Annotated in this window: 9 protein-coding genes; 5 read left to right on the top strand and 4 right to left on the bottom strand. The window is 64.9% G+C overall.

Annotation, left to right across the window (positions count from 1 at the left end):
• Positions 1 to 74: 74 nt before the first annotated feature.
• Complete coding sequence (locus ABX298_RS00840; RefSeq protein ID WP_075045674.1) at positions 75 to 884, top strand: endonuclease/exonuclease/phosphatase family protein; 810 nt, start codon at positions 75 to 77, stop codon at positions 882 to 884.
• Positions 885 to 1,184: 300 nt separating this feature from the next.
• On the top strand, positions 1,185 to 2,261 hold the full coding sequence (locus ABX298_RS00845) for an autotransporter domain-containing protein (RefSeq protein ID WP_367393939.1): 1,077 nt from the start codon (positions 1,185 to 1,187) through the stop codon (positions 2,259 to 2,261).
• Positions 2,262 to 2,378: 117 nt separating this feature from the next.
• Here the strand turns inward: ABX298_RS00845 and glgB are convergent, their stop codons facing one another.
• The 3 genes from glgB to ABX298_RS00860 all read right to left on the bottom strand — a co-directional run bounded on the left by glgB (position 2,379) and on the right by ABX298_RS00860 (position 10,097).
• Positions 2,379 to 4,589 carry a 1,4-alpha-glucan branching protein GlgB gene (glgB, locus tag ABX298_RS00850; RefSeq protein WP_367393940.1) on the bottom strand — a complete coding sequence of 737 codons (2,211 nt, stop codon included), beginning with the start codon at positions 4,587 to 4,589 and terminating at the stop codon, positions 2,379 to 2,381.
• Positions 4,590 to 7,907 carry a maltose alpha-D-glucosyltransferase gene (treS, locus tag ABX298_RS00855; protein WP_367393941.1) on the bottom strand — a complete coding sequence of 1,106 codons (3,318 nt, stop codon included), beginning with the start codon at positions 7,905 to 7,907 and terminating at the stop codon, positions 4,590 to 4,592.
• 171 nt (positions 7,908 to 8,078) lie between these two features.
• Positions 8,079 to 10,097, bottom strand: a complete 2,019-nt coding sequence (locus tag ABX298_RS00860; RefSeq protein ID WP_084785222.1) for an alpha-1,4-glucan--maltose-1-phosphate maltosyltransferase — start codon at positions 10,095 to 10,097, stop codon at positions 8,079 to 8,081.
• Positions 10,098 to 10,237: 140 nt separating this feature from the next.
• Between ABX298_RS00860 and ABX298_RS00865 the strand changes: the two genes are divergently transcribed.
• Positions 10,238 to 10,399, top strand: coding sequence for a hypothetical protein (locus tag ABX298_RS00865; protein WP_003251307.1), 162 nt, complete (start codon positions 10,238 to 10,240; stop codon positions 10,397 to 10,399).
• Between the two features lie 427 nt (positions 10,400 to 10,826).
• Here the strand turns inward: ABX298_RS00865 and ABX298_RS00870 are convergent, their stop codons facing one another.
• On the bottom strand, positions 10,827 to 12,509 hold the full coding sequence (locus ABX298_RS00870) for an AMP-binding protein (protein ID WP_075045678.1): 1,683 nt from the start codon (positions 12,507 to 12,509) through the stop codon (positions 10,827 to 10,829).
• Between the two features lie 324 nt (positions 12,510 to 12,833).
• Here ABX298_RS00870 and ABX298_RS00875 point away from each other — a divergent pair, with 324 nt between their 5' ends.
• Together ABX298_RS00875 and ABX298_RS00880 are read left to right on the top strand one after the other, a co-directional pair.
• Entirely contained in the window at positions 12,834 to 13,997 is a 1,164-nt protein-coding gene (locus ABX298_RS00875) for an isovaleryl-CoA dehydrogenase (RefSeq protein WP_013973339.1), read from the top strand.
• Between the two features lie 19 nt (positions 13,998 to 14,016).
• Complete coding sequence (locus tag ABX298_RS00880; RefSeq protein ID WP_013973340.1) at positions 14,017 to 15,624, top strand: carboxyl transferase domain-containing protein; 1,608 nt, start codon at positions 14,017 to 14,019, stop codon at positions 15,622 to 15,624.
• Positions 15,625 to 15,627 lie beyond the last annotated feature (3 nt).

Here is a 15,627-nt window from a genome sequence, read left to right on the forward strand (position 1 = left end):
ACCTGTGGGAGCCGGCTTGCCGGCGATAGGGCCGGGACATACAACACCCATGCACCCGCCATTGAGGAGTAACCGTGAACCCCGAAGCCGGCAGTAAAGGTTTCGCCAGTGTCAACCAGGCCCCGGCCGTGAAGCGGCTGCAGGTGCTGACGGTGAATACCCACAAGGGCTTCACCGCCTTCAACCGGCGCTTCATCCTGCCGGAACTGCGCGAGGCGGTGCGCAGCACCCAGGCCGACATCGTCTTCCTCCAGGAAGTGCTCGGCAGCCACGACCGCCACGCCGCGCGCTACCCCGGCTGGCCGCAGACTTCTCAGTACGAGTTCCTCGCCGACAGCATGTGGAGCGACTTCGCCTACGGCCGCAACGCGGTCTACCCCGACGGCCACCACGGCAACGCGCTGCTGTCCAAATACCCGATCATCGAACATCGCAACCTCGACGTGTCGATCACCGGCCCCGAACGACGTGGCCTGCTGCACTGCATCCTCAACGTGCCCGGCCAGCACCAGGTGCATGCCATCTGCGTGCACCTGTCGTTACTGGAAAGCCATCGCCAGAAACAACTGCAACTGCTGCGCAAGCTGCTCGAGTCCTTGCCCGCCGAGGCCCCGGTGATCATCGCCGGCGATTTCAACGACTGGAAATCCCACGGCAACCGCACCCTGGGCCTGCAGCGTGACCTGCACGAGGCCTTCGAGCGCCACCATGGGCATCTGGCCCGCACCTATCCTGCGCGGCTGCCGCTGTTGCGCCTTGACCGTGTCTACCTGCGCAACGCCGAAAGCCATGGGCCGCGGATTCTGGGGCACAAACCTTGGTCGCACCTGTCGGACCACCTGCCGTTGTCGGTCGAAGTCAGGCTTAGCAATCATTCTTCATAGCCACGCCACGACAAATAGCGAACCCCGCTATACCTCGCAGATTTATCAAAGGATTCAACACGTTGAACAAAACCACGGATCCTGAACACTTCCTTCACACTTTCTTGACGCAAGCGGCGGCCTCTCCTTAGCTGAACATATCAAGCAGTAAAGATCTCGCGCCGGGCCTCTAGCTCGCGCCTTCGTGCGCGCTGGCGAAAGCCTGGCGTGCTGGTTTGGGTCGCCCACTGTTTTTGCCGTACAGCTCGTGACAACAGGCCAGGTCCTAGGGCTGTAACACAAAAACAAAGGAGATCCGCCATGAAAAGCACCTCGAACCTCTTGCGCTTCGACAGCATTTTCTACGCGGTTTCCACGTCGCTGCTTCTGGCATCCCCGGTGGAAACTATCGCGTATGAACTGCAGGACGACCCGGCCTCGCCCGGTTTCCTGCACCAACCGGCAGTACCACAGCTGTCGCTCGACCCGGTCAGCGCCAGTGGCTTGAGTATCGGTACCTTGAATGCGTTCTCGCAGAAGATGAGCGAGCGCCATGGGCAGGCTGCACCGGACCTGGTCGCCAGCCAGTGGGCGCAGTTCTTCCCCACCACCGCGCGCGGTGGCGCGCAGCCCCCGGACCAGCTGGAGGCACCCAGCCAGCAGCTGACGATCGGCCCGGACCTGTTCGTGCGTGAAACTGCAGCGGGCAATGTGCACCGCGCGGGGATCTTCGTGGGGCAAAACAACCTGCAGACCAGCTTCAACGGCATGCGCCGGCTGTTGGGCGACAAGCAACGCAACGCCGTGAACCTCAGCGGTGAAAGCCTGGGGGTTTACTGGAGCATGACCCATGAACAGGGCTGGCACCTGGATGCCGTGGCCATGGGTTCGCGCATCGACGTCAATGGCCGTGGCGAGAACGGCCAGCGACTGGATGACAGCGGCCACGCGATGACCTTCTCGCTGGAAGGCGGCATCCCCATCGGCCTGGGTGGCGGCTGGGTGATCGAGCCGCAGGCGCAGTTGATCAACCAGCAGTTCTTCCCCGGCAGCCGGGCGCAGGAAGAGACCTTGCAGGCCTTCGACAGCCAGCCAAGCTGGAGCGGTCGGGTCGGCGCCAGGCTGTCCGGGCGTTATGAAGTACGCGGCATGCCGATCGAACCCTATGTGCGGACCAACGTGTGGTATGACTTCAGCAATGCCGATGAGGTGAAGCTGGACCAGGTCGACAAGATCTCCAGCTCGCGCTACTCGACCACGGTAGAACTGGGGTTGGGGCTGGTGGCTCGGGTGACGCCCTCGGTAGCGCTGTTTGTCAGTGCCGATTACAGCAGTGACGTGGACGACAATGATCTGAACGGGTTGATTGGCAGCCTAGGGGTGCGGATGCGGTGGTAGGCAGGTTCGGCCCTTTCGCGGGTGAACCCGCTCCCACAAGGACCGCACAGGGTATGAAGCTTGTGCAATACCTGTGGGAGCGGGTTTACCCGCGAAGAGGCCAGTACTGGCAAAACATCAGGCTGGTTTCATTATCAGAACCCCAAGTGGCGGCAGGTTCAGGGCCAGCGACTGCGGCTGCCCATGGCTGGCTATCTGGTCACTCTCCACCACCCCCAGGTTGCCGACATTGGACCCGGCATACAGCTCTGCGTCACTGTTCAACAGCTCCTGCCAGCGTTCGCCGAACGGCACGCCAATGCGATACCCCTCGCGCGGCACCGGGGTGAAGTTGGCCACCACCAGCACCGGCTCGCCACTGCTGCTCCAGCGCAGCCAGGCATACACGCTGTTCTGCGCATCGTCACCAATCAGCCACTGGAACCCCTGTGGCTGGCAATCCTGCTCATGCAACGCCGGCACCTCGCGGTACAGGCGGTTGAGGTCGCCGACCAGGCGCTGTACGCCCTGATGCTCAGGGTACTGCAGCAGGTACCAGTCCAGCTCGCCATCGTGGTCCCACTCGCGCCACTGGCCGAACTCGCAGCCCATGAACAGCAGCTTCTTGCCCGGGTGCGCCCACATGAAGGTGAGGTAGGCACGCAGGTTGGCGAACTTCTGCCAGCGGTCGCCGGGCATCTTGTCGATCAGCGAATGCTTGCCGTGCACCACTTCGTCGTGGGAGATGGGCAGGATGAAGTGCTCGGAATAGGCATAGATCAGCCCGAAGCTCATCTCGTTGTGGTGATAGGTGCGGTGCACCGGGTCGTTCTGGATGTAATGCAAGGTGTCGTGCATCCAGCCCATGTTCCACTTGTAGGCAAAGCCCAGGCCGCCCTGCTGGGTCGGCTGGCTGACGCCGGGCCAGGCGGTGGACTCCTCGGCGATGATCAGCGCGCCCGGGGCCTCGTGGGCCGCCACGCCGTTGAGGTGGCGGATGAAGTCGATGGCCTCCAGGTTCTCGCGCCCGCCGTGGCGGTTGGGCACCCATTCGCCGGCCTTGCGCGAGTAGTCGCGGTACAGCATCGAAGCCACCGCATCGACGCGCAGGCCATCGATGTGGAAGTGCTTCAGCCAATGCAGCGCCGAAGCCATCATGAAGCCGCGCACTTCGTTGCGGCCAAGGTTGTAGATCAGCGTGTTCCAGTCCTGGTGGTAGCCCTCCAGGGGGTTGTCGTATTCGTACAGGGCGGTGCCGTCGAAACGCGCCAGGCCGTGTTCGTCGGTGGGGAAATGCGCCGGCACCCAGTCGAGCAGCACGCCAATGCCGCCCTGGTGGCAGGCGTCGACGAAGGCGGCGAAGTCCTCGGCGCTGCCGTAGCGCGAGGTGGGCGCGAACAGCGACAGCGGCTGGTAGCCCCAAGAGCCGCCGAACGGGTGCTCCATGATCGGCAGCAGTTCGATATGGGTGAAGCCCAGTTCCTGAACGTACGGCACCAGGCGCTCGGCCAGCTCGCGCCAGTTGTAATAGCGCCCCACCTCGCCCGCCTCGTCCAGCTCGCAGCGCCACGACCCCGGGTGCAGCTCGTAGATCGACAGCGGCGCACTGTAGGCATGGCGCTGCGCGCGTTGCGCCATCCAGTCGTGGTCTTGCCAGTCGTGGCTGAGCGCCCCCGCTACCTTGGAGGCGGTGCTCGGCGGCAGTTCAGTGGCACGCGCCAGCGGGTCGGCCTTCAGGGGCAGTATGCCGTCCTTGCCCAGCACCTCGAACTTGTAGGTTTCGCCCACGCCCAGGCGCGGCACGAACAGCTCCCACACCCCGGCGCTGTGGCGCAGGCGCATGGGGTGGCGGCGGCCATCCCAGTTGTTGAAGTCACCCACCACCGACACCCGCCGCGCGTTCGGCGCCCACACCGAGAAACACACGCCGTCGACACCATCAACCTGGATAGGCTGGGCGCCGAAGCGCCCGGACAGGTCGCGGTGGTTGCCTTCGGCAAACAGGTACAGGTCCATGTCGCCCAGTTGCGGGCCGAAGCTGTAGGGGTCTTCGGTAATCTGCTCGCCACCGGCCCAGCCGATCTGCAGCAGGTACGGGTGTGCCTCATCGAGGTGCGCGGTGAACAGCCCCGGCAGGCTGCCCTGCTCCATTTCGGCGAGGATGCGCCCGTCATGCCGGGCCAGGATGCGCACATTCAGGGCAGTGGGCAGGAAAGCGCGGACCACCTGCCCGCCCGCGCCGTCGCCATGGGGGCCGAGTACCGCAAATGGATCGGCGTGCTCGGCGCGGGCCAGGGCGTCGAGGTCCCGTTGCCGAAGGCCGCCGTTTTCACGCGTGGTTGCATTCATCTATGACTCTCCCCAGGTACTGATCAGTCCATGCAGGCCATGCAAAGGCACGGCCAGCCAGCTCGGACGGTTCTCGGCTTCGTATGTGATTTCGTAGGCAGCTTTTTCCAGGCAGAACAGCTCCAGTGCGGCACGCTCGCCCTCGGCCTGTTGCCAGGCGTGGGGCATGGCCGCGGTGGCCAGGCCATAGGCTTCGACAAAGGCATGCCGCGATTGGTGCAGGTACTGCCTGGCAACCCGTTGCCGGGCTTGGCGCGCCGGGTCGGAAAGGTCGACCGCAGACGCGCTGCGCAAGATCATGGCAGCAGCATAGTCGAAGGATCGCAGCACGCCGCTGACATCCTTGTACGGGCTGTGTCTTGCCCGCCGCTCTTGCAGCGGCCGGGCCGGTTCACCTTCGAAATCGATGAGGTAGGCGTCGCCCTGCACCACCAGCACCTGGCCCAGGTGCAGGTCGCCGTGCACGCGCATCAGCAGGCCGCCCTGGGCCTGGCGGGTCAGGTTGGCGATGTGCTGGGCCAGGCCGTCGCGCTGTTGCTGCAAGTCGTCGACCAGCGCCTGGCTTTCGTTGTCGAGGCTGTCGCGGTGCTGGGCCAGCAGGTCGAGGGCATGGGTGAGCTCCGCGCTGATCTGCGCACTCCAGCGTTCGCTGTCGTCGGCATCGCTCGGGCGCGGCTGAAAGGCCTCGTCATTGGTCGGTGCAGCCAGCAGCAGGTGCATCTCGCCCAGGCGCTGGCCGAGCAAGGCGGCAAAACCGGTGAGTTCGGCCAGTGCATCGGTGTGCGCATCGGCGTCGAGGCTGGAAGGCTCCATCTGGTCGCGGATGGCCCGCTCCAGGGTGTTCTGGGTCCAGGCCCAGGCGTCGCCCTGGTTGCTCAGGTAGCCCTGGGCGATCATCAGCAAGTGTGGCGCCCCCTGCTCATCCACCCGGCTGACCCAGGCCAGCAGCGGCGAAATGTTGGCAAAGCCTGCGGCGGTCAGGTAGGCACTCATTTCCAGCTCTGGGTGCACACCCGGGTTGACCCGGCGAATCAGCTTGAGCACCACCTGGTCGCCGATCACCACCGAGCTGTTGGACTGCTCGGCGCTGAGGTAGCGCACGCTGCTTTCGTCGTTCAACGCCAGGCCCACCAGTTGCTGCGTGCTTTCGAAGCGCAGCTCGCCCTCGCCGTTGCCACAAGGCAGATGCATGCCGCCCTCACAGGCACGCAGCACCGCGCGGATGAACGGCTCGAGGACGAAGGCGTCGGTGATCAGGCCAACCTGATGGGCACGGCGCACCCGCGCCAGGGCCAGCTGCTGCGGTAGCGCGGTACTGATCTGCTCTTCGGGCAGCAGGCCGAACGGCAGCTGATAGCGGGTAGCCACCCCCTCGCTGAGCACTTCGATTTCACCGAGCAGCACCGGCGTGGTGGCGGTGCCGAAACGCACGCCGTAGCACAGGCGCACCTGGTCGATCGGCCCTTCCTTGCCGGCGAACCAGCGCCGCTTGGGCAGGTACTGCGGCAGGATGGCGCTTTGCAGGGTATCGCTGGAGGGGGCCTCCAGCAGTTCTTCCAGGCGTTTGCGCAATACCAGTGTGGTCAATTCGGGTAACCCCTCGGTGGCCTGGATGTGCCAGCTGGGCATGCGGTCGTGGCTGGCCAGCAGGAACCAGTAGAAGGCGTAGGGTGGCAAGGTCAGCAGGAACGGCAGTTGCCCGATTGGCGGGAAGGCGCTGCCGCCGAGCATCTCCACCGGTACTTTGTCGGCGTATTGTGACAATTCCAGTTCAGCCGCCTGGGCGGCGCGGGAAACGTTGGCCACGCACAGGATGACTTCGGTGTTGCCATCGGCGTCGGTGTACTCGCGCAAGTAGGCGAGGATGCGCCGGTTGTTCGGCGTGAGGGTGCGCAGGCTGCCGCGGCCGAAGGCCTTCTGCTGCTTGCGCACCGCCAGCATGCGCCGGGTCCAGTTCAGCAGCGAGTGCGGGTCGTTGGCCTGGGCTTCGACGTTGACGGTCTGGTAGCCGTACAGCGGGTCCATGATCGGCGGCAGCACCAGGCGCTGCGGGTCAGCGCGGGAGAAACCGCCGTTGCGGTCCGGCGACCATTGCATGGGTGTGCGCACACCGTCGCGGTCGCCCAGGTAGATGTTGTCGCCCATGCCCAGTTCGTCGCCGTAGTACAGGGTAGGCGTGCCGGGCATCGACAGCAGCAGGCTGGTGAGCAGTTCGATGCGCCGCCGGTCACGCTGCAGCAACGGCGCCAGGCGGCGGCGGATGCCCAGGTTGATGCGGGCGCGGCGGTCTTCGGCGTAGTAGTTCCACAGGTAGTCGCGCTCGCGGTCGGTGACCATTTCCAGGGTCAGCTCATCGTGGTTGCGCAGGAAGATCGCCCATTGGCAGTTGGCGGGGATTTCCGGGGTCTGGCGCAGGATGTCGGTGATCGGGAAGCGGTCTTCCATGGCCAGGGCCATGTACATGCGCGGCATCAACGGGAAGTGGAAGGCCATGTGGCATTCGTCGCCCTCGCCTTCGCCAAAGTACGGGCGGGTGTCCTCGGGCCATTGGTTGGCCTCGGCCAGCAGCATGCGGTCGGGGTAGTTGGCGTCGATTTCGGCGCGGATCGCCTTGAGCACGTCGTGGGTTTCGGCAAGGTTCTCGTTGTTGGTGCCATCGCGCTCGATCAGGTAGGGGATGGCGTCCAGGCGCAGGCCATCGACACCCAGGTCCAGCCAGAAGCGCATCACCCCGATCACAGCCTTGAGCACTTGCGGGTTGTCGAAGTTGAGGTCGGGCTGGTGCGAGTAGAAGCGGTGCCAGAAGTACTGGCCGGCGACCGGGTCCCAGGTCCAGTTGGACTTCTCGGTGTCGAGGAAGATGATGCGCGTGCCGTCGTACTTCTGGTCGTCATCCGACCACACGTAGAAGTCCCGTGCCTTGCTGCCGCGCTTGGCATGGCGGGCGCGCTGGAACCAGGGATGCTGGTCGCTGGTGTGGTTGATGACCAGCTCGGTGATTACCCGCAGGCCGCGTTTGTGCGCCTCGGCGATGAAGCGGCGGGCATCGGCCAGGTTGCCGTAGTCGGGGTGCACGGCCTTGTATTCGGCGATGTCGTAGCCGTCGTCGCGGCGTGGCGAGGGATAGAACGGCAGCAGCCACAGGGTGTTGACGCCCAGCTCGGCAATGTAGTCGAGCTTGCTGATCAGGCCGGCGAAATCGCCGATGCCGTCGTTGTTCGAATCGAAGAACGACTTGATGTGCAGCTGGTAGATGACGGCGTCCTTGTACCACAGCGGGTCGTCGATGAAGGCTGCCGGGCGGGAACGCTTGGCCATGTGCGACTCCTTTCAATTCCTGGTTGCTCTGGCCCTGATGCACAAGCAACTGATTTGACACGATCCCTGTGGGAGCGGGTTTACCCGCGAACACCGGCGAAGCCGGTGCCATGCTCCGCGGCGCCTGCTTCGCGGGCACGCCCGCTCCCACAGGGGATGGCGTGTACCTTGCTAACGGGCCTTTTCGATGCGCCAGATACCGAACGGCAGATGCCAGGGTTCGATGCGCATCCATTGGGTCTTGCCGTACCACGACCAGCGATGCCCATTCATCAGGTCTTCACCCAGGGTTTCGGCGTTGTCATCCAGCCCCAGCTCCCACAGCGGCAGCTCGAAATGCGCCTCCTGGGCGTTGTGCGGGTCGAGGCTGATTGCCACCAGGATGTAGTTGTCGCGCTCGGGCGTGCGCTTGGCGAAGTACAGGATGTTGTCGTTCCAGCAGTTGAAGAACGCCACGCCCAGGTGGGTCTGCAAGGCGCGGTTCTGCCGGCGGATACGGTTGAGCTGGGCGATCTCGGCAATGATGTTGCCGGGCTGGCTGAAGTCGCGTGGGCGAATTTCGTACTTCTCCGAATCCAGATACTCCTCCTTGCCCGGCAGCGGTGTGCCTTCGCACAGTTCGAAGCCCGAGTACATGCCCCACAGCCCCGAACCCATGGTGGCCAGCGCCGCGCGGATGAGGAAGCCGGCACGGCCGGAGGTGTGCAGGAAGTACGGGTTGATGTCGGGGGTGTTGACGAAGAAGTTGGGCCGGTAGCACTGGCTCCATGGCGGCTGGTTGAGCTGCTCGAAGTACTCGCGCAGTTCCTGTTTGTGGTTGCGCCAGGTGAAGTAGGTATAGCTCTGCGCGTATCCGACCTTGCCCAGGCGGGCCATCATCGCCGGCTTGGTGAAGGCTTCGGCGAGGAAGATGACCTCGGGGTGCCGGCTGCGCACATTGGCGATCAGCCATTGCCAGAACGGCAATGGCTTGGTGTGCGGATTGTCGACGCGGAAGGTTTTCACCCCCTCCTCGACCCAGCCGAGCACCACGTCGCGCAGGGCCAGCCACAACGAGGGCACGGCCTCGGGGGCATAGAAATCGACGTTGACGATGTCCTGGTACTTCTTCGGTGGGTTCTCGGCATAGCGGATGGTGCCGTCCGGTCGCCAGCTGAACCAGCCGGGGTGCTCCTTGAGCCAGGGGTGGTCCTGGGAGCACTGGATGGCGAAGTCGAGGGCGATTTCCAGACCATGCTCGGCCGCTGCTGCCACCAGGCGGCGGAAGTCGTCGCGGCTGCCCAGCTGCGGGTGAATCGCCTCGTGGCCGCCTTCCGCGCTGCCGATGGCATACGGGCTGCCCGGGTCGCCGGGCTCTGCCGTGAGGGCATTGTTGCGGCCCTTGCGGTGCTGCATGCCGATGGGGTGGATGGGCGGGAAGTACAGCACGTCGAAGCCCATGTCGCGGATCATCGGCAGGCGCTCGTGCACATCATTGAAGGTACCGTGGCGCTCGGGGCTGTCGGTGATCGAGCGCGGGAACAGCTCGTACCAACTGGCGAACTGCGCGGCCGGGCGGTCGACATCGACGGGGAATTCGCGGCTGCGGGCCAGGTAGCTGCGGTGCTCGGCATCGCTCATCAGGCGGGCGGTGGCGGGGTCGAGAAACAACGCCACCTGATCGTCGGCATTCAGCGTGGGCAGGCGCTGCTGCAAGGCCTGGAGCTCCTCGCGCAGGGCACCGTTGCACAGCTCGATGCCCTTGCCCAGCATCAATCGACCTTCCTCCAGCTCCAGCCGAACCTCGACACCGGCGTGGTACTTCTTCTCCAGATCGTGGCAATAGGTAGCGAACGGGTCGATCCAGGCCTCGATGCTGAACAGGTGCGGGCCCAGTTCGGTGGGTGTGAACTCGGCCAGCCACAGGTCGTTGCCCGGCGAGTGCATGGGTATGCAATGCCAGCGCCGGCTGTGGGCCTGGCGCCAGTTGAGCATCACGGCCAGGCGGTCGTGGCCGTCGCTGTAGACCTTGCTGCTGACCGCCACCGGTTGGCCGCTGATGGCCTTGGCGGCGAAGGTGCCGGCTTCGAGCACGGGTTGGGTGTCTTCGATCACGATGCGCGGCGCCAGCAGCGCCTGGGACAGGCTGATGGCCTGGTCCGGGTGATCGTTGGCCATGGGCACGCTTTCGAAGGGCTCGTTTCGTGACATCGGACCTTGCTCCCTCAGGCTGGTGGCGGTAAGGGTTCAGAGCCGGGCACAGGCGTGGGGTTCAAAAAAATTGAGCGAACGGCAGCTGCCAGGGGTCGAAGCCTGCAGCACCTCTTCAATTACCCAAGCGAGGTCAGGCCATGAACATTCCCATTCCACCGGAGACTCCCGATCCCAACATCGACGACCCGAGCCTGCCGCCGCCCGTGCCGGAGGAAGACCCGGACGAGCTGCCGATCAAGCCGACCGTGCCGCCGACGGTGGGCGACCCGCCGAGCCAGGAACCACCGGTGAAGGCTTAAGGGTAGACCAGGATCGACATAGGCAGGACCGGCCCTTTCGCGGGTGAACCCGCTCCCACAGGGACCGCGCCGACCTCGAACGCGGCGCTGTACCTGTGGGAGCGGGTTCACCCGCGAAAGGGCCGCCAGCATCAATACATCAACCAGCAGTTAAAGCCGAGATCTCCGCCACACTGATCTCCCGCATGCGGAACTTCTCCCACAGGGACCGCGCCGACCTCGAACGCGGCGCTGTGCCTGTGGGAGTGGGTTCACCCGCGAAAGGGCCGGCAGCATCAATACATCAACCAGAAGTTAAAGCCGAGATCTCCGCCACACTGATCTCCCGCATGCGGAACTTCTCCCACAGGGACCGCGCCGACCTCGAACGCGGCGCTGTGCCTGTGGGAGCGGGTTCACCCGCGAAAGGGCCGGCAGCATCAATACATCAACCAGCAGTTAAAGCCGATATCTCCGCCACACTGATCTCCCGCATGCGGAACTTCTGCACCTTGCCGGTCACCGTCATCGGGTACTCGTCGACAAAGCGGATATGCCGCGGCACCTTGAAGTGTGCAATGCGCGCCTTGCACCAGCCCTGCAGTTCCTCGACCGTGGCACTGTGCCCCGGGTGCAGCTTGATCCAGGCGACGATTTCCTCGCCATAACGGCTGCACGGGATGCCGATCACCTGCGCATCAGCCACCGCCGGGTGGGTGTAGAAGAACTCTTCCAGTTCACGCGGGTAGATGTTCTCGCCGCCGCGAATGATCATGTCCTTGTTGCGCCCGACAATGCGCACATAGCCGTGCTCGTCCATCACCGCCAGGTCGCCCGAATGCATCCAGCCGGCCGGGTCGATGGCATCTGCCGTGGCCTGGGGGTTGTCCCAGTAGCCGAGCATCACGCTGTAGCCGCGGGTGCACAGCTCGCCGATCTCGCCGCGCGGGACGATGCAGCCGTCGGCGTCCACCAGCTTGTTCTCCAGCTGCGGCTGGGTGCGGCCGACGGTGGTCACGCGCAGCTCCAGGTCGTCGTCCGGGCCGGTCTGCAGCGACACCGGGCTGGTTTCGGTCATGCCGTAGGCAATCTGCACTTCGGCCATGTGCATCTGGTCGATGACCCGGCGCATCACCTCGATCGGGCAAGTGGCGCCGGCCATGATGCCGCTGCGCAGGGTCGACAGGTCCATTTGCGCGCGCGCGGGGTGGTCGAGCATGGCGATGAACATGGTTGGCACGCCATAGAGAATGCTGGCGCGCTCTTCGGCCACGGCGCGCAGGGTGAGCTCGGCGTCGAAGGCGTCGTTGGGGTAGATCATGGTGCTGCCATGGGTGATGCAACCGAGGTTGGCCATGACCATGCCGAAGCAGTGGTACAGCGGCACCGGGACCACCATGCGGTCGCGTGCGGTCAGGCCCAGGCTTTCGCCGACCATGAAGCCGTTGTTGAGGATGTTGTAGTGGCTGAGCGTGGCGCCCTTCGGTGCGCCGGTGGTGCCGGAGGTGTACTGGATGTTCACCGGCTGGTCGAACTGCAGGCTTTGCTGGCGCTTCGCGTAAGCCTCGACGGAGGTCTGCCCTGCCCGCTCGGCCAGCGCTTGCCAAGGCAGGAAGCCTGCCGGCGGGTTGGCGGCCAGGCTGACCACACCGCGCAGGTCGGGCAGGCGTTCACTGGCCATTTCACCCGGGGTGGCGCTGGCCAGCTCCGGCGCCAGTTCCTGGACCATGGCGTGGTAGTCGGACGTCTTGAAGGCATCGGCACATACCAGCCAGCGGCAACCGGACTGGCGCAGCACGTATTCCAGCTCGCCCACGCGGTAGGCCGGGTTGATGTTGACCAGAATCGCGCCGACCTTGGCGCTGGCCAGCTGCAGGATGCACCACTGGGCGCAGTTGGGCGACCAGATGCCGACCCGATCGCCGGTGTTAACGCCCAGGGCCATCAGGGCACGAGCATGCACCTCGACCTGCTCGGCCAACTGCCGCCAGCTGTAGCGCAGGCCCTGATGGCGCGACACCAGGGCCTCGCCGTCGGCACAACGGGCCACGGTGGCGTCGAAGGCCTGGCCGATGGTCTGGGTCAGCAAGGCTTGGTCCTGGCGACCGCGGGTATAGCTTGGTTGACTCATGGGTGTCCCTTCTTGTGGTTGTTCTGGGCACGACTGAAGCAAGCGGGAATACTCTGGCGCAGATTTACGTTTACGTAAAGGTGATGAGTCGATTGACAGTAAGCGCATGCAGGTTTACGTTAACGTAAAGGTGATGAACGACACCATCCCTCAGGCTTGACGCCGAACCCTGTGGGAGCGGGCGTGCCCGCGAATGCGATCACTCAGGCAATGACGGTGGTCCTGCTGACGCATTCGCGGGCACGCCCGCTCCCACAGGGTCCGGCGCCAGATCCTTGAGCCAGGGTGTTTCCCATATTTCAAGAACAAGCAAGGTGCCCCAGCATGCATTACCCCACCCTGAACTTCGCCCTGGGCGAAACCATCGACATGCTCCGCGACCAGGTGCGCACCTTCGTCGCCGCCGAACTGGCCCCGCGCGCCGCGCAAATCGACCACGACAACCTGTTCCCGGCCGACATGTGGCGCAAGTTCGGCGACATGGGCCTGCTGGGCATCACCGTGCCGGAAGAATACGGCGGCGCCGGCCTGGGCTACCTGGCCCACGTGGTGTCGATGGAAGAAATCAGCCGTGGCTCGGCCTCGGTGGCCCTGTCCTACGGTGCCCACTCCAACCTCTGCGTCAACCAGATCAACCGCAACGGCAGCCACGAGCAGAAGCTCAAGTACCTGCCCAAGCTGATCAGCGGCGAGCACATCGGCGCCCTGGCCATGAGCGAGCCCAACGCCGGTTCCGACGTGGTATCGATGAAGCTGCGCGCGGAAAAGCGCGGCGACCACTACGTGCTCAACGGCAGCAAGACCTGGATCACCAACGGCCCGGACGCCAACACCTATGTGATCTACGCCAAGACCGACCTGGAAAAGGGCGCGCACGGCATCACCGCGTTCATCGTCGAGCGTGACTGGAAAGGCTTCAGCCGCAGCAACAAGTTCGACAAGCTGGGCATGCGTGGCTCCAACACCTGCGAGCTGTTCTTCGACGGCGTCGAAGTGCCGGAAGAAAACATCCTCGGCCAGCTCAACGGTGGCGTGCGCGTGCTGATGAGCGGCCTGGACTACGAGCGCGTGGTGCTGTCCGGCGGCCCGACCGGCATCATGCAAAGCTGCATGGACCTGGTGGTGCCCTACATTCACGACCGCAAGCAGTTCGGCCAGAGCATCGGCGAGTTCCAGCTGATCCAGGGCAAGATCGCCGACATGTACACCCAGCTCAACGCCAGCCGCGCCTACCTGTATGCCGTGGCCCAGGCCTGCGACCGTGGCGAGACCACCCGCAAGGACGCCGCCGGGGTGATCCTGTACACCGCCGAGCGCGCCACGCAAATGGCCCTGGAGGCGATCCAGATTCTGGGTGGCAATGGCTATATCAACGAATTCCCGGCGGGCCGCCTGCTGCGCGACGCCAAGCTGTACGAGATCGGTGCCGGCACCAGCGAAATCCGCCGGATGCTGATCGGTCGCGAACTGTTCAACGAAACCCGCTGAGCACAAGGGACGGGCGCACATGGCTACCTTGCACACCCAGATCAACCCGCGTTCGGCGGAGTTCGCCGGCAACAGCGCGGCCATGCTCGAACAGGTCCAGGCCCTGCGCGGCCTGCTCGCCCAAGTGGCCCAGGGCGGTGGGCCCAAGGCCCAGGAGCGGCACACTTCACGTGGCAAGCTGCTGCCGCGCGAGCGTATCGACCGCCTGCTGGACCCGGGCTCGCCGTTCCTCGAAATCGGCCAACTGGCTGCCCATGAGGTATATGGCGAAGACGTGCCCGCTGCGGGCGTGATCGCCGGCATCGGCCGCGTCGAAGGCGTGGAATGCATGATCGTGGCCAACGACGCCACGGTCAAAGGCGGTTCCTACTACCCGCTGACGGTGAAGAAGCACCTGCGTGCGCAGACCATCGCCCTGCAGAACCGCCTGCCGTGCATCTACCTGGTGGACTCCGGCGGCGCCAACCTGCCACGCCAGGACGAAGTGTTCCCCGACCGCGAGCACTTCGGGCGGATCTTCTTCAACCAGGCCAACATGAGCGCACTGGGCATTCCGCAGATTGCCGTGGTGATGGGCTCGTGCACCGCCGGCGGTGCCTACGTGCCCGCGATGGCCGACGAAGCGATCATGGTGCGCCAGCAAGCGACCATCTTCCTCGCCGGCCCTCCACTGGTAAAGGCCGCCACCGGTGAGGTTGTGAGCGCCGAAGACCTCGGCGGCGCCGATGTGCACTGCCGCACCAGCGGCGTGGCCGACCACTATGCTGACAACGACGAACACGCCCTGGCCCTGGCCCGACGCAGCGTGGCCAACCTCAACTGGCACAAGCTGGGCAAGCTGCAGCGCCTGGCCCCGGTGGCACCGCTGTATGCCGCCGATGAGCTGTATGGCGTGGTGCCGGCCGACGCCAAGCAACCGTTCGACGTGCGCGAGGTGATCGCGCGCCTGGTCGACGGCTCGGTGTTCGACGAGTTCAAGGCGCTGTTCGGTACCACCCTGGTGTGCGGCTTCGCCCACCTGCACGGCTACCCGGTGGCGATCCTCGCCAACAACGGCATCCTGTTCGCCGAGGCCGCGCAAAAAGGCGCGCACTTCATCGAACTGGCCTGCCAGCGCGGCATTCCGCTGCTGTTCCTGCAGAACATCACCGGCTTCATGGTCGGCAAGAAGTACGAAGAAGGCGGCATCGCCAAGCACGGCGCCAAGCTGGTCACTGCCGTGGCCTGCGCCCAGGTGCCGAAGTTCACGGTGATCATCGGCGGCAGCTTTGGCGCCGGCAACTATGGCATGTGCGGCCGTGCCTACGACCCGCGCTTCCTGTGGATGTGGCCCAACGCGCGGATTGGCGTGATGGGGGCCGAACAGGCCGCCGGCGTGCTGGCCCAGGTCAAGCGCGAACAGAGCGAGCGCAGTGGCCACCCGTTCAGCGCCGAAGACGAAGCCCGGCTCAAACAGCCGATCCTTGACCAGTACGAGCACCAGGGCCACCCCTACTACTCCAGCGCCCGCCTGTGGGACGACGGTGTCATCGACCCGGCACAGACCCGCGACGTGCTCGGCCTGGCGTTGTCCGCCGCGCTGAACGCACCGATCGAACAGAGCCGCTTCGGCATTTTCCGGATGTGACCC

The sequence above is a fragment of the Pseudomonas sp. X4 genome, assembly GCF_040784925.1.
In the GTDB taxonomy this organism is placed as follows: domain Bacteria; phylum Pseudomonadota; class Gammaproteobacteria; order Pseudomonadales; family Pseudomonadaceae; genus Aquipseudomonas; species Aquipseudomonas putida_Z.

Bases quoted from the DNA above. Each gene is read 5' to 3' on its own strand.
- ABX298_RS00845 (WP_367393939.1), top strand. From the start codon at position 1,185: ATGAAAAGCACCTCGAACCTCTTGCGCTTCGACAGCATTTTCTACGCG.
- glgB (WP_367393940.1), bottom strand. From the start codon at position 4,589: ATGAATGCAACCACGCGTGAAAACGGCGGCCTTCGGCAACGGGACCTC.
- treS (WP_367393941.1), bottom strand. From the start codon at position 7,907: ATGGCCAAGCGTTCCCGCCCGGCAGCCTTCATCGACGACCCGCTGTGG.
- ABX298_RS00860 (WP_084785222.1), bottom strand. From the start codon at position 10,097: ATGTCACGAAACGAGCCCTTCGAAAGCGTGCCCATGGCCAACGATCAC.
- ABX298_RS00865 (WP_003251307.1), top strand. From the start codon at position 10,238: ATGAACATTCCCATTCCACCGGAGACTCCCGATCCCAACATCGACGAC.
- ABX298_RS00870 (WP_075045678.1), bottom strand. From the start codon at position 12,509: ATGAGTCAACCAAGCTATACCCGCGGTCGCCAGGACCAAGCCTTGCTG.
- ABX298_RS00875 (WP_013973339.1), top strand. From the start codon at position 12,834: ATGCATTACCCCACCCTGAACTTCGCCCTGGGCGAAACCATCGACATG.
- ABX298_RS00880 (WP_013973340.1), top strand. From the start codon at position 14,017: ATGGCTACCTTGCACACCCAGATCAACCCGCGTTCGGCGGAGTTCGCC.